This window comes from Sphingomonas psychrotolerans (genome assembly GCF_002796605.1).
GTDB classification, from domain to species: Bacteria; Pseudomonadota; Alphaproteobacteria; order Sphingomonadales; family Sphingomonadaceae; genus Sphingomonas; species Sphingomonas psychrotolerans.
The window spans coordinates 3,186,273-3,204,174 of the sequence record NZ_CP024923.1; the positions used below are offsets into that span (position 1 = coordinate 3,186,273).

The window sequence follows — 17,902 nt, forward strand, 5'->3', positions numbered from 1 at the left end:
CGAAATGGTGCAATCATCAACGGTTTCGAAAGCGTGCGATGCGACCATGTCATAATGCAGCGCAGCTCATCAGCCAGACGTGCACCCGCGCGGCGCCGCCATACTCCGAAGCGTCAGGAAAGCCGTGGCAGTTTCCGGCGAACAGTGGTCTCACTCTCGCTGATTACGGGCGCCGCGACGTGGCTCCTCGCACCCGATCTTAAGTCGCTTTGGGCGCAATCGACACTGTCCCCGGAGGCGCTGAAAGCGAGAGAGACAGCGGTTTTCTACGCGAGATGCGACGAAGCGCGGGCTGCAGGCGTGGCGCCGATGCGCCGTGGCGAACCCGGCTATCGCGAAGATTTGGATGGCGATAGTGACGGCCTCGCCTGCGAACCATATCGGTAGCCGTGCCGCCCGATTGGCAGATGCTGCGCGACCAATCGCGTGCGCGCCTAGACGCCGCGCAGAGCGCGATCGATCGCGAATAGCGTTGCGTTTTGAAGAGACGCGGCGACCAACTGCAGGTTGGAATTACTCGCTGACGGCTGTTCGCAACTCCGTCAGACGCTCCTCGCAGAGTGCTGCAACGATGTCGCGGAGACGGGCGATGGATGCGGCGAGCGCCTGCAAATCCTCGGCGGAAATCGCGTAGCTCGCCGAGTAACGCGCCTCGACATACGCGCGCTTCAGACGCTCAAATCGAGCTCGATCCAGCTTCGTATCGCGAGGCCATGCCTCAACCAAACGCGGGTCCTTGTCCTCCGCCAGTGACCGGAGGAATTTGATGTTATGAGAGCGCGGGAAGTATAGCGTCCGCACCAGAAGGAAGCAGATATAGTACCGCTCGCTGGCTTGGTGCAGCTCGAAGGCGGCCTCGTTGTTCCAACCCTTTTCGGTGTGGCTGACGCCTGTAGCGAGATAGCGTCCAGCGCTTTCAAACCAGTGGTCATAATACTCCCGCGCCATCCAATACGCATCTGACGCGCTGAGCGGCATCGGCGTAGCGAGCGGGTGGCAGGGCAACTCGTAAAGCGCGACGCCATCACGGGCGATGTCGGTCCAGAAATACTCGCCGCGCTTGAGCGCCTGATTCACCTCGTCGAGCGAATGGACGATGATGTTGACCGGCCGCGCGATGCCGAGGTCGCGGGCGATCCGATCTTCGGCGACGTACCAATAATCGGCGATGTCGGTCAGGTCCTCGTGGCTGACGACGATCAGCAAATCGAAATCGGACTGATAGCCGTTCTCGGGCTCATCGACCCAATCGTCGCGAGCATAACTGCCGAACAGGATGATCTTGTAGACCTTGCCGTCGCGCTTGTGCGGCTTGGTCGCGGTCGCAATCGCCTTGTCGAATTCTTCCAGCAGAATGTCACGCACACGCGCCAGTTCGCTCTGTTGCCGCTCGGGGAGATGATCCAACTCGTTCTTCATGAGAAGCACTCGTAACCGGCGTTGCGAGAAGCGCAAAACCTCGCCGGGCCAGAGCCCGGCGAGCAAGGATCAGCGGCGCGCCATCAGCGTCTCGACGAGGTGTTCAGGCGGCGGTCGATGCTCGCCAAAGCCTTCGCCATGTGCCGCTCGACTTCCCACACCGCGAGCCCGGTACGCTCGGAGATCTCGATATAGCTCATGTCATCGAGCCGGGCGGCGAGGAAGATTTCGCGCCGCAGCCGGGGCAGTTTCCGGACCGCCCGTTCAATCCGCTGCAAGGTCACGGGGTCAGGATCATCGGTCATGATGTCCTCCAAGGTTCAGGAAAATCCGGCGGCGCGGTGGCCGCCGGACGTGCGCTCACGCGGCCTGTTGGAGCGGCTGCGGCTCGACCTGCGGGGCAACGAGCACACGCAGGTCGGCGACCTTGGCGGCTCGGCTGACGGTGCCGACACCACAGCGCGCGGTGTAGGCGGAAGGCGGAAACGCCATCCATTTCGGCACCCAGCTCTCGACCTTGGCACGGCCATTCTCACCAGTCAGGCAATCACGGACGATCTTGCGCTTCACCTTGCCGGTCGCGCCTTCGTTGGCGACGGCGACCTCATCGCCGGCCACATCGGCCAGCACATGGCCAAGCACCTCGCGGTCTTTGATCAGATCGAGCAGCGCGTCATCGGCCTGCCAGATTTTGGCCATGTCGGTGCCGAGCAGAGGTCCCAGCACCTCGACCAGCACGCTTCCAGCCTCCAGCGTCTCGGCCATGACGATAGCGAGAATATCGAGCAGCGCGGGGTCGGGAAGGTCGAGCAACTGGGTCAGCAGGCCCGCCAAACCCTGCTCGCCGTCATAGCCGCAGGTCACGGTCGGGGTCTCGGGATCGAAGCCGAGCAGCGCCAGCACCGCCCGCCGCTTCTCGTCGAATCGCGCTTCGGACGCGCAGCTTTCGACGCTCTCCGCGATGGCATCGCTCGTCGCGCGTTGGTCCTCGATGCGGACATTCCAGAGCGGCGAACCGGCAATGGCATGCGCGACCATCACCCGCAACGCGAGCGACGGCTGATCGGCCAAATCGGCGCGCACGGCCGCGTGCCGGTGCAGATCGACATAGTTCTGGATCGGCGCGCTGATCTCAGGTCGAACCGGTTTCTCGTCTTGGCTGACCTCGCCTTTGGCGCGCCTCTGCGCCTCATGACGTGAGATATAGCCCTCGTGAACGGTCACCTCGCCTCGCGCGCTGACCGCGAGGAACACCTTGCCGCCCTTGCGCTTGGGGCAACGCTCATGCTCCCAGCTGCGGAAGGTTTCGCCAGCTGGAAGCACGACCACCTCGCGCCATCCGACCTCTCGATACCCGTCGGCCTTGGCCTCGATGGCGGGCGTCTGCGCCGCCCAGAAGCTGGCGGTGTCGGCGAAATAGCGCTCCTCGCCGAACAGATCCGAGACGATCTCACCAGCATAATTGGCCATGTCGAACAGCGCCGCGCTGACGGGTATCGACGCGCCGCCGAACAGCCATGCCTTGAGCTGAGGCCCGGTCGGGCAATAGGTCTCGGGATCGTCGAGCAACGCCAGCCAGTCGCGCTGCCGCGCCTTGGAGGCAAGGGTCAGATGCCGCACGGTCGCGACATCCACATCACCCCTGCGGTAGAGCCCACGGATGCGTGGCAGCAGATTGCCCAACGCCAGCGTGCGCTTCACCTGTAGCTCGGTCAGTCCGAAGGTCAGCGCGATATCCTCGGACGAGCGCCCCTCGCGGACCAGCCGCGTGAAGCTCTCCCACAGATTTACTTCATCGGGGTCGAGCCGCGCGACGTTCTCGATCAGTGAGGCCTCCAGCGCCGCCGCGTCGTCGCCCGCCGCCATGACGGCACAGGGCAGCGAGTCTTCCCCGCCGCTCTCCTCCGCAACCGTCAATGCTGCATGATAGCGCCGCTTGCCCGCAACGATCTCGAACCGCCCGTCACCCTCAGCTGGCCGTACGATCAACGGCACCAGCACCCCCCGCGCCCGAATCGACGGCAGGATATGCGACAGGTCCGGCTTGCCCCTGGCCCGCATGTTGGCAGCCGAGATGCAAAGATTAGCGAGTGCGATATGCCTGAGTTCCATCTTCCTTCTCCTCAAACCACCGCAACCGGCGCCGGAATGGCGGGGTGGGCGGCAGGAGCGGACCGGCAGTCCCGCCGGCAGAGGCGGGCCGCACCCGCAAGGGCCGGAACGGAGAGGAGGACTTGGGCGAAGCCCAAGTTGCGGCACGCCGCGGCGGGACTAGAGGGCAGCGACGCCCACCCCGCCTTTCAGGTGCCGGAGGCAACGCCGCCGCGCCCGCGCGGCGACCGCAGTCACCAGCGCGCAGCGCTGCCGAGCTTCAACGAAGCTCCCCAAAAGCTGCGCTCTCGAAGCCGGCCGGCCGTCGTGGCGGCGTGCGCGCGGACCTGTGCGCCAGCCGCCGCCGCGCCTTCCGGCCGGATCGAGTGTGCCACGCGGAAGCGACAGGCTCGCGACCCCTGGCGGCTTCGCAAGAAGCGCCAGTGTACGCTCAACTGGTCCCCGCGTTCCATTTGCCGGCATCCCCCAGAACGTCAGATCAGCGCCCGGTGCGCCGGCTGGAACGAGTCCGCTGTGTGGCTGAAGAGTCCCGTGTTCTACAGCGTGGGGGAAGACGCAAAGGCAGGCCTGCAGAATGAATGTTGATAGCGGTGGTCGATCAGCTGTCCTATTATCCTGGTGGCTCAACGCCACGTGAGTCCCGGACGCCGGAACTTTGCTTAAGGCGCCGCAAGTGTCCTTGCCTCAAGTTGGCGCCGGGACCACGTTTTTGAGATCGGGCCATGACAGATCTTCGCCTTTGGGTCGGGCTTGACCTCGGCTCCTATCGATCCTCGATCTGCGTGCTTAACGCTGTCGGCGAGGTTCAGCGGGAGGCGCTGGCAGAGACAACGCTTGAAGCCATACAGAGCGTCTTGAGCGATTTCCCTAAGGAAGCGATCTCTTTGATAGGGGTTGAGGCTGGCTCCGGCCACAACCTCGTCAGAAAACTCAGAGCCGCGCAATATCCGGTGGCGATCTTCGAAGCGCGAGCCGCAAGCAAGATACTCGCTCTCAATCGAAACAAGACCGATCGGAACGACGCAAAAGGACTCGCTGAAATCGCCCGTTTGGCTAGGGACGCGGTTCCGCGAGTGCATCTAAAAGGTGTCGAGTGCCAGCGTTTGCGCGCGCAGCTTGCCCTACGACAGCAACTCGTCCGGCAAAGAGTGGCCATTGAAGGCGCGCTGCGCTCGATGTTCGAACAACATGGCGGCAAGTTCGGTTCGATCCGCTCCGATATAGGCTTCCGAACGGCTGTGAGTCGGGAGCTGGAACGGGTCGAGAGTGAAGAAAATCTGGATCTCAGTGTAGACGTCGAGCCCCTTGCAGCGCTCGGCGAGGCCACGAGACACTACCTCACTTCATTGAACGCGAAATTCCGCACCCTTGCGAGCGAGCATCCCGTCTGCAGCAATTTCATCACCATTCCCGGCGTCGGACCGATCTGCGCACTTTCGTTCTATTCATTGATCGAGGACCCTCACAGGTTCGGCAGTGCCGCCGATGTCGGAGCGTATCTTGGCCTCACTCCCCGTATTCATTCATCAGGCACGATGTCCAAGCGGTGTGGAATCTCGAGAATGGGTAATCGCATGACGCGATCGCATCTCGTGATGGCCGCGCGAGTCATCCTCGGTCTATCGCACCAAGAGACAGCGCTGCGGTCTTGGGGTCGGACTCTCGTTGCTCGCATCGGGCATCGGCGAGCGCAGGTAGCGGTGGCGAGGAAGCTTGCGATATTGATGCTAAGTATGTGGCGAAGCGGGCAGCCGTTCAGCTCGTCTCCCGCGCCCGCCCCAGAGTCGTCATGCGGTTCCATGCGTTGAGCCCCGCATGGCGAGACGGACCCGGACTTCGAGGAGTGGCTTGTCATCAGCCGACTGCTGCGAAGCTGAAGCCGGGTCCGTCAGTTCAAGGCGAGGTCGTTCCCCCGACGCTCGGTGAGCAGCTGCTTATACCCGCCACGTCCGAGCAAGCGTGACTGTGCGATCAGGCGCCGCACTCGCAGCCGCATTGAATCGGAGGGGCCGCGCCATTCCTCTCGCGCTCGCGCTTCGCCGTAAAGTGACTTCGCGATTTCTAGCTGGGACGCGCCGGCCGATAGAGCGTCGAATACGCGAAGGAGCGTTATGAGCCGTTCCCGCTTGAGCACATCGGAGCAGGAAGCATTGGGAAGTTTCGTACCGGCGCAGAGTCGGAGGAAAGTTCGAAGGCTGGCGAGTTCATGTCGTGCGCGCTTGATGCCGTGAAGCCTATATTGATATGCTCGAGGCTCTCGCACTGAGAAATCTCCACGCACGTCAAGCCGAAGGTGGTGGCGCCCGTCAGACAGGACCACGTGATGGACTTCGGCGCCATCTGCGCAAGAGAGTCGAAGGCCTAGGGTATTGAGCGATATCCCTTCGGGATCCTCCGGGGACGTTGGGTACGCTACGACCTCTAGCGTTCGCGGATCAAGATCCGAAGACCAGATGATCGTTGCTCGATCGGCGGAGATCGCGGGATCTTCCGCGAAAGTGAAGGCCCCAGTCTAGCGCACTCATATCCCACAAGCCGGTATCAGCTCGCTTGGCGGCGTGCCAAGCAAGATAGCCCGCGTCCCGACGGTGGAATTCCCACATAATTCCGGCGTGCCCCATTCCGGCCAGGTAGGCGTAACTGTCGGCTGCTGCTTGCCAATCGAATGGCTCCACCTCGATTGCTCCTGATAGCGTTTCGCGAGAGCCGGTTGGTAAGGTCTTCGCCGCGCTTCGGTATTCCGCAAAAGGGTAGCTTGTTTCATGCAGAGAGTTCGGCATGATATGGCCCAATATTGAATGTCGAAATGATCCTCGCGGGAGCAAACGGCATGTGCGCTGCACTGGCGCTGGAAAGCGCAGTTCGAGAGATTCAGGCATCTGGAAGTGAAGATCACCTTACGGCGATCCTCAGGGATCTGACGCACTGCCTTGGGTTTGATTATTTCGCGCTCACCCAGCACTCGACAGGTCCCACGGGCGAGGCGGTACGGCTGCACAGCTATCCCGCGGATTGGGTCGAACATTACGACCAATATGCGCTCGCTGGCGCCGACCCTATTCGCCGGGCGAGCCGCCTTGGCTGCCATGCATTTTACTGGTCTGAACTTTCAAATATGATGTGCCTTACCGACGATGAGAACGAAACACTGCGCCTTGGGAGGGCGGCTGGTCTAATCGACGGGGTCACCATTCCGGCGAACGTCCCCGGAGAGCCCGCAGGTTCGTGCTCTTTTGCGAAGTCAAATGGAGCCACAATCGATCACGGTCGGCTTGCTGAGCTTCAACTGCTTGGGCTCTTTGCCTTCGATCGAGCACGAAGGCTTGGGACAGGTCAGGTGGAACGCGCCGGCGGTCCACGCCATCTGACAGATCGTCAACGCGATTGCGTTTTGTGGGTGGCGAGAGGGAAAACGGACTGGGAGATTGGAAAGATTTTGGGGGTCTGCGAGGAGACTGTCGCTCAGCATCTCAAGCAGGCTCGAGAGCGTTTTGAAGTTTCCAAGCGCACCTCGCTCGTTGTCGAGGCGATTCTCCGGGGCGAAATCTCTCCCGGAGAGATCCAAGACCCCTGACGATCAGATTTGCGCGCCTTCCCGCCGGATCGAGCGCGCAACCTAGATACCAAGGCTCGCAACTCATGGCCGCTTCGCAGCGGTCCGCCAGTGCGCGCCCAGCTGATCCCCGCGTTCCGTCCGCCGGCCTCGCCGGCGCATGCGTCAGGCGATCGTCATCCGCACGGACCGGGACGCCGCAGAGCGACTCGGCGGCGCGGCAGCGGCGTAGAGCGCGGTCACGCCGCAGGAGTGAGACGCCCTGAAACCCAACAGACCGAATTCGCACCCGGACCACGTGACGCAATACGCCATAGGTGGCCAGACAGGGCCGAAGCGCGCCCCTAAGCTCGGTTCCCGGACGCGTGCCCTGACCTCATTCTGCCAAAGCCGCGTCATCGCGGCGCACCAGATGCAAGGTGATAGCAATGCAGACCGACGCCCCCGACCGGATCCTCCGCATCAAAACCGTACTCCAGCGCACGGGTCTCAGCCGGGCGACCATGTACCGCAAGATGCAGCAGGGAAGCTTTCCCAGGCAGATCAAGATCAGCACACGCTGCGCCGGCTGGCGCGAATCCGCGATCAATGCCTGGCTGCACAATCCGATGTTCTATTCAGCGGAGGAGGGCGTCTGAACCCGTCGCGCGACACCAACGCGAACGGCGCTGGATCCTGTGCGACTAGGACAGCCGTTCGATAAACTCCGGCGGGACATGCTCGGTTAGCCAAACCTGATTGCTGGTCAGGAAGAATGCATGCCCGTCCTGTTCGAGCGCCGTGGCGCGGATCGCCAGGATCACTGGCGCGCCACGCCGCGCACCCACCTTGGTCGCGGTTTCCACATCGGGTGACAGATGGACATGGTGGCGGCGCATCGGTTTGAGCCCCTCCGCCAGGATCGCCGGGAGGACGCTCGCAACCGTGCCGTGATAGAGCAGGTCCGGCGGAGATGTGCGGGGCCAATCCAGCTCCACTGTCACCGAATGCCCTTGCCGCGCGCGAATCCTGGCGGCGTCGCTCGAAAGCTCGAAGCGCTGCTTGTCGCTCTCATCGACGATCCGAAGCAGGTCCTGCCAATCGCAGGCCATGCCGTTGTGGACGAGTGCCGCGAGCACCGGGTCGACATCGGTCCAACCCTGGGCATCGAGCGTCAGACCGGCGGCCTCGGGCTTGTGGCCTAGCCAAAGCGACAGCGTTTTGGAGAGGCGTATGTCGTTGGCCATCGTCTGGTTCCTTGGCCGGCGGGGTTGCCTTCAGGCAATCGTCACATCGGCCCCCGTCCATTCCTCGGCTGCCACCGTGTCGATCTGGCGCGCAACGCCAAGAGTGAGCTCATCAACACAGCTTTCCGCGCCAATGCGCGTAATGCACGGTGTGAAAAACCGGCCCTTTCTCTGAAGGCGAACTAGGTAGTCCAGTCCCGGCCGATCAGCCCTCCCTTTCCCCGTCATTCTAATCTCAATCTATTTCTTCGGGCAACTCCCCTTGATCAATCCATCGAAATCGAGTCTCCCATAGCGTGGGAAGATCTTCAAGAGCGCAATCAGTTGCTACAGAGAGCATATCCCTAGACTTCCCGTATATTTGGAAATTCGAAATATACCACTGCCGCCTCTCCTCGCCTCCATCCTGCAGTCGGACGACAAATATCCTTTCATTGAAAAACTCAAAATATATCGTGCCGGTAAGATTGACGTTAACCATCTGTCCATAATACGGCGCTATAGCTATTCTTTTCTCCTCAGCCAGCTCAGTAAAATACTGTCTAATTATCCGATAAAATTCATTTGGCGTTAGAGATTCGGGCAAAATATTCTACTCCGGCACGAGGTTGGTGTTGGGAGTATTGATTTGTATGTCCACGCGCAATTGGCTGCCGCCGAACATTCCGGGATGACTCAAATTGGTTTGACCATTGACGCCGCCTGCCGCTTCTGCGGCTCCAATCTTATTTAGCGCTTTTTCATATGCTCCCGACGAGAGGACCATGGCTTGATCCCTGGGATTAAGTTGAGACATTGTTGCGTTCAGTCCGGTGCGCACATCGTTAGCGGTGATTGGTCTGGAGCTAACTAAAGGAGTCGATGCCGTTCTTGATCCGCTTTTATCCATCGGAAGACCGCCCGTGGTCAAAGCTTTTCCTTGGATCTGTACTGTGACGTTATATACATCTCGCCGCCGAGTTTGCGTCGAAGCGGCCGCTTGCGGCGTCGATCGCGCATCCTCACCATGTCGCCGCATTTCAACGGGCCGAGGCGGTCCAAAAAGCGCCCCCGTCAGTAGAGTGGCGGTGGCGCTGGCCGCGGCTGCCAACTCGGGTACGAAAGGAATCAAACAGAGTGGACCACACATTCCCGTTGGGTCCCGAATATTCAAGGGATCGTTTGCGACGTAGGCGTACAGGTTAACCTGATCATCGTACCCGATTGGGTCGGTCTGCAGGAACCGCCCAAGGGTCGGCGAGTAGATCCGGGCCTTGTAGTGGTACATGCCGAGCTCGGGAATCCAAGCCTGGCCGGTGTACTGGAAGCGCCCGGCATTGGTGGCATTGGGAATACCGTATTCGTCATAGGCATTGACGTGCAGGACGTTGCCGGCGCTGTCGGTGACTGCCACGACCGAGCCTTGATGATCGGCGTAGAGATAGCGGGGTGAGGATACGCTTGCGCCCTCATACCAGACCTGCGGATCGTCGTCGCCGGCCCCGTGCACGTAGCGGCGCAGCACGCTTCCCGAGCTGTTATACTCCGCAACCAACTCGTCGCCATCGTAGAGGAACTGCGTGACCCCCGCACTGCCCCCGAAGGTCTGGAACAGCCGCCCGAGCGGGTCATAGACCAGGCTTGCGCCGGTCGACGCCGCCACGAGGCGGTTCTCGGCGTCATAGGTATAGCTGGTGCTGCCGCTGGCGGTCAGGTTGCCGTTGGAGTCATAGCCGAAGGAGACGCCGCCGGCCGAGTTGTACTGGTTGAGGCCGTTCACCGCGTAGCTGCGGTTCACCCCTACATAACCGGAAAACGCGTATGCATTGTTATCGCGCGTCCGGCTGACGATCTGGCTCGCAGGGTTGTAGCCCATGCCCACGGTCACGTTGTACCCGGCGCTGGTGAACGCATTGGCGATGGACGTCAGCCGCGAGATACCGTCGTATCCGTAGGTGGAAGGGTTCGCCCAGTTTCCGGTAACGTCATTCCAGCGCTTCATCGCCATGACGCGCCCCGAGGCATCATAGGGCGGGTAGAAAAGCGGCGAGGTGCTGTTGAGGTCTGCGTAACGGAGCCGCCCAAGTCCGTCCCGATGATGTCTGAAGTAGTTGCCATCGGGATGGGTGAGACGTGCGCGGGTTCCGTCGTCTTCGTAGGCACTGTCCAAGGTTCGACTGAAGCCACCCATGCTCGTCGTGCTGCTGCCCAGCCGGCCGAAGCCATCATACGCGTTGATCACGGCATCGGCGCCGCCCGGACTGTCGAACCGCGCCGAGGTCTGCAAGCCGCGCAGGTCGTAGCTGTAATAAACGTCGCGCGTGGCGCTCGCTGAAACGTTCGTACAGGCATAGCCGGAAACGCAGGCATCCGGCACGATCTTGCTGGTGAGCCTGTTCAGGGCGTCATAGCCATAGGCGAACGTCCGCCCATCGCGCTTCCTCAGGCTGGTACGGTTGCCGTTGGCGTCATAGCCATATTCCTCGCGGTCGTTGGTGTTGACCGTGCCCGCAGTGGCCAGCGCGGTGGCGGGCGTCGCGGAATTGAAGCCTGACGGAGAGGCTCCGTTCGACGGAAACTGCCACTGCACCTGACGGTCGAACCCGTCATGGACCAGTTGCGCCTTGTTGCCATTGGCGTCGACGACGAACGACTGTTTGCCGTTCGGCGTGTAGTCGTAGGTGACGTAGGCCTGCTCGAGGCTCGTTCCGACACCCTTGCGCACCTGCAACAGCTGCCCTGCTGCATCGTAGGCATTTCGCATGATGCGGTCGAACGGCGCTGCGCTCACGCTCTGCGAACAGGCGCTTGCCGGCAGCGACCCGAACACCGCCTGCTGCATGCGGACTGCAGTGCACTCGAGCCGTCCGGATGTATCGTAGCTGTATTGAGTGACCTGATAGACCGTGCCACCGGAGGACCCGCTCTCCTTCAGCTTCCGGCCCGCGGCATCGTAGGTCGTGTCGAGGGTTTGCTGGACCGTGAACCCCGTCCAGCTGGCCGGCGCCATCGTTTCGGGCTGCCAGGACGCCAGTTCGCCTTTCTCGACCTTCACCAGACGCCCTGCCGGATCGTAGCTGTTGCGCACCGCCAGATGGTGCAGCGGACCAGTCTCATCAGGATCGGGTGCGATCGTCCCGGTCACCCGGCGCTCGGCGTCATAACGCGTGGCACTGGTGAACGGCGAGGCCGAGGCCTGCGCCCAGACGGATTGTGGCCATAGCGCCGCCAGTGCGAGCGCGGATGCAATCAGATTACGCATGCGCGCTTCCTTCAGTAGCAACTGGTCAAACCGGCGCGCGGGCTGGTTGTCCAGATCTGGTTGCCTTCCTGGTCATATCCGGAGCAACTGCGGACGCTGCGGATTACGCCATCCGCGTCCTGCGCTGTCGTGAGAGTACCCCGCAGCAAGAGGTTGTTGCCTATGGCGCCCGTGGCGGGTCCATAGTCATAACCGACCACCACTTCGTCCGCAGCACCGCCAGCACAGGCGTTGCCTGTCGTAGCGGTGGCGCGGCAGCTCCGCTCCTCGGCGAGCAGCCAGACGGGTGTCGTGGCCTGCGAATAGCCACCGCCGCTGTTCCTGATCCAGGCATAGTATTGCGCGTAGGCGTAACGCTTCTGCGAGCGGATGCCGTTCACCGCCGGACCAGTCGCGGTCAGCACGCCCCCGTGATTGGGATCATAGGTAAAATCCGTGCGATTACCTGCCGGATCGATTACATATTCGGGCTTGCCGCAAGTCTTTGGATTGGCACAGCTCGCCGGGTAACCGATGACGGGTTCCAGCACGGGAAGGCTGGAGCCGGGCTTGGGGGTCCGCTTGTTGCCAAGCACATTACCCTGTTGATCCCGTACGGCCAGATCTTCGTTCCCTTCCGGGAATTTGACGAGGTCCAGTCCGAACGAGCTTATCCCGATCTTGAAGGGGCGCCCCAATTCGTCGGCGATGGTGGCCACGCTGCTGGACGGATCGACAAGCACATCCTTTGCGGTTCCGTAGTTCGTTGTGATGTGCGTATTCGAATCCAGTACCGTCCAATAGTTCGCGTCCCCGTTGTAGCTGTTGCACAGATACAGATTGTTGTTGGAAATCGCCTGCATGTTCGTTGCGTAGGCGTAAGTAATGGTCCTGCTGGCCGCATCGGTTTGCGAAATGACCGGGTCCCGCAACCTGGCTTGTGGCTGGATCGGATAGGAATTGGCCGGATCGTTGGGGCAGGCGAAATAGGTGTTCTGGATGGCGCAAACAGATTGCCCGGGAAGCTTGACACAGCCGAGCTTGTCAGCGCCCGTGTAGGTATAGGTGGTGGCTGCCCCGGCTTTCGTGGCCGACACCAGCAGATTTGCGGCGCTGTTGTAGCTCCCGGGGGTGTAGGCATAGGTCACGGTCTGCGCATTCGCCGGACAACTCGAAGTCGAATTGACGTAGACGCTTGCCATGTTCACAGCGCAGACGGTGGTATAGCCATTGAACAGGATCGCCCAGCCGCGATTGCTGATGACGCTCTTGATCCGGTTGTCCGACCCGTAGGTCCAATCCCAGCGCGTGCCATTCGGCATCGTCAGATTGGAGATGTATCCCCCTGCACCGGTCGTGAAGTTGACTACCGTCCCGTCCGAATCCGTGAAGGTATAATATCCGGCGCCGGTGGTCCCGTTGAATACGAGCGTGCTCGGCGTGCTGGTTGGGTAGTATGTGCCCACCGGCCCTCCCGTGGTGGTCACATTCGGCTTGTAGCGGCTGCCGCCCTCGAACGTGGCGGAGCGCCCGCCGATGGTTACGGTGTAAACATAAGGCTGACGGCCAGGGAGCGGAGGATCTTCGCCGGGCCCGGTTGGGATAGGTGCCGCGGTGACATATCCCTGCAGGCTATGCGTCCAGCCTCGTGCACCCATGAAGATATCCGAGGGCACATCGATCGCACTCATGTACGTCCGCGTGAGACTGAGCCCCTCGCCGCCACTTCCTCCGATCGCCAGGTCGCCATCGCTGTAGGAATAGGAGCCGCTCCGGTAATTCACCCCCTCTGGACTCGAGGTGCTGAGCGGCGGCGGCGGGGCGTATTGTGCGTACGCCGGACCGGCCAGGCTCGCCGAAAGCAGGAGGGCATACGCCAGGCACCGGCCATTTTTTGCAAAAATCATGGGCAAATTTCCGAAACTGAAGAACATTTGTCAGGCTCAGGCGGACTGTCGATCCCGCCCGCCCATTTCGCGGACGCTGCGCCAGGATTCTTTGCCCCCGGCAACCATGATCGCGGCACAATTGAACAAAAGCGGATGCATAGGCCTCCGGGAGACGGTGACTGTGATGCAGGTAGCAGCAGGTGCCAACAGTTTGCGCTGACCGGAACGCAGGATTGTCAATTGCCCGCGCTTGGTTCGCGAACTGTTTGCTGGTCGTTGGGTCTCGTCGCCGTTCCGCCTTGCGCCCCATCAGGTGCGGAAATGCTGGTCGGCTGTGTCGCACACGTGGGAAGGCCGCTTGTGTTCACCACATATTGAACACGGTTCCCTGCCTTGTCGAAGCAGGTGCCGGTCACGGTTCCGCTGTTCGGACCGCCGGTGTTGCTGGTGTGAGCCAGCCGACCAAGCGAGTCATATTCGTAAGCGGTGACTTCCTGGGTTGTCCCGGCAAGACTTCCGGAGGCAATCAACATGCCGGCTGCACCGCCGACCACGCACTTTCGTAAACTCACTCGCTGCCCCCCCGCTGTCCCCACGTGCCATCTGTGACCATGGCATTGATCGTGTCAACGCGCAGTTTCTTGCCCCCGTACTTTCCGGAAGCCGGCTTGCTGTTTCAAGTTCGCCGGAAGATCCGCCGGGCTCGAGCCCTCTCAACGCGGCACCGATTGTCTCGGGTTCTCGGGCGTCTCATCAAACGTGCAGATGTTCACCGAATGAAGGACTGCTTTCGCGTGCCGGGCATTCAAAAGCTGCCTGGCCGCTAACGGCCCACTTTCGGCCATTCAATTGTCGCACCGCCAGGCTCAGAACCGGACCGCCAGCGGCCGTTCACGACCTTGCGACAGCATCATGCCCACGAACGTTTCGCCGAAGCCACGTCGGTGACAGTGGCCCGTAGCGTGTCGAGATGGTCGCTCCACCACTGATGCATGGCGACGCGCTCCTCCCAATAGGCACCGCGATTATAGATGCCGCGCACAGCATCCTTGTCCGCATGGGCGAGCGAACGTTCGATTGCGTCGGCGCTCCACATGCCGCTTTCATTGAGAAGTGTAGACGCAGTCGTGCGAAGGCCGTGCGCTGTAACCTCTCCGGCGGCATAGCCGAGGCGACGAAACACCTGGTTGACGGTATTCTCGCTGAGTGGGCGGCGCGAGGTGTGAAATGCCGGGAAGACATATCCATCCGGCCCCGTCAGGGGATGAAGCTCCGCGAGATATGCCAGCACCTGTCGGGACAGCGGGACGGCATGCGGTCGCCGCATCTTCATGCGTTCGGCGGGGATGCGCCAAACCGCATTCTCCAGATCGAACTCGGGCCATAATGCCTGACGAAGCTCGCCAGGGCGGGCCATCACATGGGGCGATATCTGCACAGCCAGCCGGGTGATGTGGTGGCCGGTATAAGCGTCTACCGAGCGCAGCAACTCACCTACGCCCGCTGGATCGAGAATAGCGCCGTGGTGCGTCGTCTTAGGGGTTATTAGGGCGCCACGCAGAAACGCCGTAGGATCACTTTCCGCTCGCGCCGTGGCAATGGCATACCGAAATACACGCCCCGCAAACGACCGGCATCGCCGTGCGGTCTCGTACTTGCCCTTCGCTTCAATTCGTTTGAGAGCTGCCAGCACGTCAATCGGTTTGAGGTCTCCGATGGGCTGGCCCGCCAACGGGCTGAGCTGCTCGAGTAGCCAGTTGGCCTTGGCCGTCGTGGTATCGGCGCGGCCCTCGGCGACCATCTTTGCGATATACTCCTTGCCGATTTGGTCGAAGGTGTTCGCCGCGCTGTATGCCGCCAGCAGCTTTTCCCGCTTCCGTTCGAACAGAGGATCCAGGCCCTCACGGAGCTTCTGCCGTGCCTCATCTCGCTTCTGACGCGCCTCCGCCAGACCAATTTCAGGGTAACGGCCGAACGCAATGCGCTTGTCCTTGCCGAGGAAAGTGAACTTGAAGCGCCAGAGTTTCGACCCTGTTGGATGCACCTCGATGTAGAGGCCGCGCTCGTCCGCTTTTTTGTAGATGCGATCCCTCGGCTTGAGGGCGCGGATTTCCAGATCTTTCAAAGCCATATGCCAAACTCCCGATTCGATCGGTTCTGTTCGGATGGCGACCACTTTTATCCCTCGATATGGCCCCTCTGGCCACCAGATTTTCCGGGGCCATATCTGGCTCCGAAGGTGGCCCTTGTGGCCCTGAGATCGACTGAAACCTACTCGGACATTTTCGCACCGAACCGAGCAAAAGTGGCAGTTTTCTGCCGTTTTTGTCGATGGGGCGGGATGCCTTGAGATAGGTAAGTGGTGCCCAGAAGAGGACTCGAACCTCCACGCCCTTGCGAGCGCCAGCACCTGAAGCTGGTGCGTCTACCAATTCCGCCATCTGGGCACGGGGTAGGCGGCGCGCTCTATTGGAGGGTCGGGCGGCTGTCAACACCGCGTCGCCACCGCGAGCACGGCTCCGTCCATCGCCCGCACCGCTTGCCGTTTGCGTGGCCACGCGGCATGGGGGCGGCTCGCATGAGGCTCAAGAGGCAGGCATGAAAGACAGGCTGGTAACGCTGATCGGCGGCGGCGGGTTTCTGGGGCGCTATGTGGCCCAGGAGCTCTATCGCGCAGGTGCGCGCGTGCGAATCGCACAGAAGCGACCGCGGGACGCGTGGTTCCTCAAGCCATTGGGCGGCCTCGGCCAGACCCAGTTCGTCGCGGCCGATGTGACCCGGCCCGACACGATCGCGCGCGCGATCGAAGGATCGGATCTGGTGGTCAATCTCGCCGGCACCTTCGGCGGCGCGATGCAGAAGGTCCATGTCGACGGCGCCCGCAACATTGCCGAGGCGGCGCGGCGGAACGGCGTCCATGCGCTGGTCCATCTCTCCGCGCTGGGCGCCGATCTCGACTCGCCGGCGGCTTATGGCCGCTCCAAGGCGCAGGGCGAGCGCGCAGTGCGTGAAGCCTTTCCCAACGCGACGATCCTGCGCCCGGCAGTGGTGTTCGGCCGTGAGGATGCCTTTGTGAACCGATTCGCTGCGATGATCGCGGTCGCGCCCCTGGTGCCCGTTCTGCGCACCGGCGTGCGCTTCCAGCCGGTCTATGTCACCGACGTGGCAATGGCGGCGGTCAAGGCATTGTCCGATCCCGCCCGGCATGGCGGCCACATCTACGAGCTCGGCGGCCCCGACATAGTGACGATGGGCGCGCTCTATCGCTGGATCGCAGCCGCTATCGGACGCGACGCGCGGTTCATCGAGCTTCCCGATGCATTGGGTAGCCTCGTCGCGATGTTGGGCGCACTCCCGGGTGCGCCGATCACCAGCGATCAGTGGCGGATGCTCCAGCGGGACAATGTCGTCTCTGCCGGTGCCGAGGGCTTCGCGCAGCTCGGCATCGCGCCGACCCCGCTTGCCAGCGTGGCGCCGAGCTGGCTGGTGCGCTTTCGCCGACATGGCCGGTTCGCCCAGATCGGCGCGGCTGCCTGACGCGACTCCGCATGACCCAGCGCACCGGCCACGCGCCGGGGCGCGCGTGACCGAGAGGCCTTTTTGCCCATGACCGAATTTCTCGTCGCGATCCTGCTCGGCATCGTCGAAGGCGTCACCGAATTCCTCCCCGTCTCCTCCACCGGGCATCTGATCCTCGCGAGCGAGCTGATGGGCTACGACGCCGCACAATGGGCGGTGTTCAACATCGCGATCCAGCCAGGCGCGATCCTTGCCATCGTCGTGCTCTATTGGCGCACCTTTCTCGCGGTGTTCAAAGGGCTGCTCAAATGGGAGCCGGCATCAGTCGCGTTCGTCCGCAACCTGCTGATCGCCTTCTTCCCCGCCGTCGTGCTCGGGCTCGCTTTCGGCGACCAGATCGATGCGTTGCTCGAGAACGCCGTGGTCGTCGCGTGGGCATTGATCGTCGGTGGTGTTGCGATCCTCGTCGTCGAGCGGTTCGCGCGGACCGAGAATGTGTTGGGTATTTCGGGGGTGTCGACGGGGCAGTCGATCAAGATCGGGCTGGTCCAGTGCCTCGCGATGATCCCGGGCGTGAGCCGTTCGGGGGCGACCATCATGGGGGCGATGGCGCTGGGCGTCGACCGACGCACTGCCGCTGATTTCAGCTTCTTCCTCGCGCTGCCGACACTGACCGGCGCTACCGTGCTCCAGCTCTACAAGCACCGTGACGCGATCACCGCCGATGGCCTCGAGCTGATCGCCGTGGGATTCGTCGTGAGTTTCATCGTCGCGCTCGCAGTAGTGAAAGCGTTTCTGGCGATCGTGACGCGCCATGGTTTCGCGCCTTTCGCCTGGTACCGAATCGTGGCCGGTGCTGCCGCTCTGCTGTGGCTAGGTATGAGATAGGTCCAAAGCGGCCATAGTCAGGCGCAACAATCTTACGTTTCGCCTGTTAGCCCAGAATAAAGTGGCTTAATAGGTC

General features: G+C 61.9%; 15 protein-coding genes and 1 tRNA gene. 6 read left to right on the forward strand and 10 right to left on the reverse strand.

The genetic code is table 11. From position 1 onward, the window contains the following. Positions 1-309 precede the first annotated feature (309 nt). Positions 310-387: an excalibur calcium-binding domain-containing protein gene (locus CVN68_RS24030; RefSeq protein ID WP_233503719.1), complete on the forward strand. Its 78-nt coding sequence runs from the start codon at positions 310-312 to the stop codon at positions 385-387. A gap of 126 nt (positions 388-513) precedes the next feature. Here the strand turns inward: CVN68_RS24030 and CVN68_RS14265 are convergent, their stop codons facing one another. From CVN68_RS14265 to CVN68_RS14275, 3 genes are all read right to left on the reverse strand, one after another. Further along, positions 514-1,419: a HEPN domain-containing protein gene (locus CVN68_RS14265; protein WP_100282786.1), complete on the reverse strand. Its 906-nt coding sequence runs from the start codon at positions 1,417-1,419 to the stop codon at positions 514-516. 83 nt (positions 1,420-1,502) lie between these two features. Further along, positions 1,503-1,724, reverse strand: a complete 222-nt coding sequence (locus CVN68_RS14270; RefSeq protein WP_100282787.1) for a sigma factor-like helix-turn-helix DNA-binding protein — start codon at positions 1,722-1,724, stop codon at positions 1,503-1,505. A 55-nt stretch (positions 1,725-1,779) separates the two neighbouring features. Next, positions 1,780-3,531: a ParB/RepB/Spo0J family partition protein gene (locus CVN68_RS14275; RefSeq protein WP_100282788.1), complete on the reverse strand. Its 1,752-nt coding sequence runs from the start codon at positions 3,529-3,531 to the stop codon at positions 1,780-1,782. A 722-nt stretch (positions 3,532-4,253) separates the two neighbouring features. On the opposite strand from CVN68_RS14275, the gene CVN68_RS14280 reads away from it, so the two are divergent. After that, entirely contained in the window at positions 4,254-5,339 is a 1,086-nt protein-coding gene (locus CVN68_RS14280; RefSeq protein ID WP_100282789.1) for an IS110 family RNA-guided transposase, read from the forward strand. 80 nt (positions 5,340-5,419) lie between these two features. Here CVN68_RS14280 and CVN68_RS24485 read toward each other — a convergent pair whose 3' ends face one another. Both CVN68_RS24485 and CVN68_RS24490 read right to left on the reverse strand, forming a co-directional pair. Further along, entirely contained in the window at positions 5,420-5,851 is a 432-nt protein-coding gene (locus CVN68_RS24485; protein WP_407695508.1) for a DNA -binding domain-containing protein, read from the reverse strand. A 115-nt stretch (positions 5,852-5,966) separates the two neighbouring features. After that, positions 5,967-6,410, reverse strand: coding sequence for a transcriptional regulator domain-containing protein (locus tag CVN68_RS24490; protein WP_407695509.1), 444 nt, complete (start codon positions 6,408-6,410; stop codon positions 5,967-5,969). On the opposite strand from CVN68_RS24490, the gene CVN68_RS14290 reads away from it, so the two are divergent. Both CVN68_RS14290 and CVN68_RS14295 read left to right on the forward strand, forming a co-directional pair. Next, on the forward strand, positions 6,326-7,105 hold the full coding sequence (locus tag CVN68_RS14290) for a LuxR family transcriptional regulator (protein WP_158298902.1): 780 nt from the start codon (positions 6,326-6,328) through the stop codon (positions 7,103-7,105). The two genes, CVN68_RS24490 and CVN68_RS14290, sit on opposite strands and share 85 nt — an antisense overlap. Positions 7,106-7,512: 407 nt before the next feature. Then, a complete protein-coding gene (locus tag CVN68_RS14295; RefSeq protein WP_100282792.1) occupies positions 7,513-7,722 on the forward strand; it encodes a helix-turn-helix transcriptional regulator in 210 nt (69 codons plus the stop codon). A 45-nt stretch (positions 7,723-7,767) separates the two neighbouring features. Here the strand turns inward: CVN68_RS14295 and CVN68_RS14300 are convergent, their stop codons facing one another. The 5 genes from CVN68_RS14300 to CVN68_RS14325 form a co-directional block, all read right to left on the reverse strand. Then, positions 7,768-8,310 carry an RNA 2'-phosphotransferase gene (locus CVN68_RS14300; protein WP_100282793.1) on the reverse strand — a complete coding sequence of 181 codons (543 nt, stop codon included), beginning with the start codon at positions 8,308-8,310 and terminating at the stop codon, positions 7,768-7,770. A 592-nt stretch (positions 8,311-8,902) separates the two neighbouring features. Further along, positions 8,903-11,551 carry an RHS repeat domain-containing protein gene (locus tag CVN68_RS14310; protein ID WP_100282795.1) on the reverse strand — a complete coding sequence of 883 codons (2,649 nt, stop codon included), beginning with the start codon at positions 11,549-11,551 and terminating at the stop codon, positions 8,903-8,905. An 11-nt stretch (positions 11,552-11,562) separates the two neighbouring features. Further along, positions 11,563-13,464, reverse strand: coding sequence for a hypothetical protein (locus tag CVN68_RS14315; protein WP_100282796.1), 1,902 nt, complete (start codon positions 13,462-13,464; stop codon positions 11,563-11,565). 865 nt (positions 13,465-14,329) lie between these two features. Next, a complete protein-coding gene (locus CVN68_RS14320; protein ID WP_100282797.1) occupies positions 14,330-15,550 on the reverse strand; it encodes a tyrosine-type recombinase/integrase in 1,221 nt (406 codons plus the stop codon). Between the two features lie 229 nt (positions 15,551-15,779). Further along, a tRNA-Leu gene (locus CVN68_RS14325) sits at positions 15,780-15,866 on the reverse strand. 151 nt (positions 15,867-16,017) lie between these two features. Here CVN68_RS14325 and CVN68_RS14330 point away from each other — a divergent pair. Next, positions 16,018-16,956, forward strand: coding sequence for a complex I NDUFA9 subunit family protein (locus CVN68_RS14330; RefSeq protein ID WP_100282798.1), 939 nt, complete (start codon positions 16,018-16,020; stop codon positions 16,954-16,956). Between the two features lie 69 nt (positions 16,957-17,025). Then, positions 17,026-17,826, forward strand: a complete 801-nt coding sequence (locus tag CVN68_RS14335; protein WP_100282799.1) for an undecaprenyl-diphosphate phosphatase — start codon at positions 17,026-17,028, stop codon at positions 17,824-17,826. Positions 17,827-17,902 lie beyond the last annotated feature (76 nt).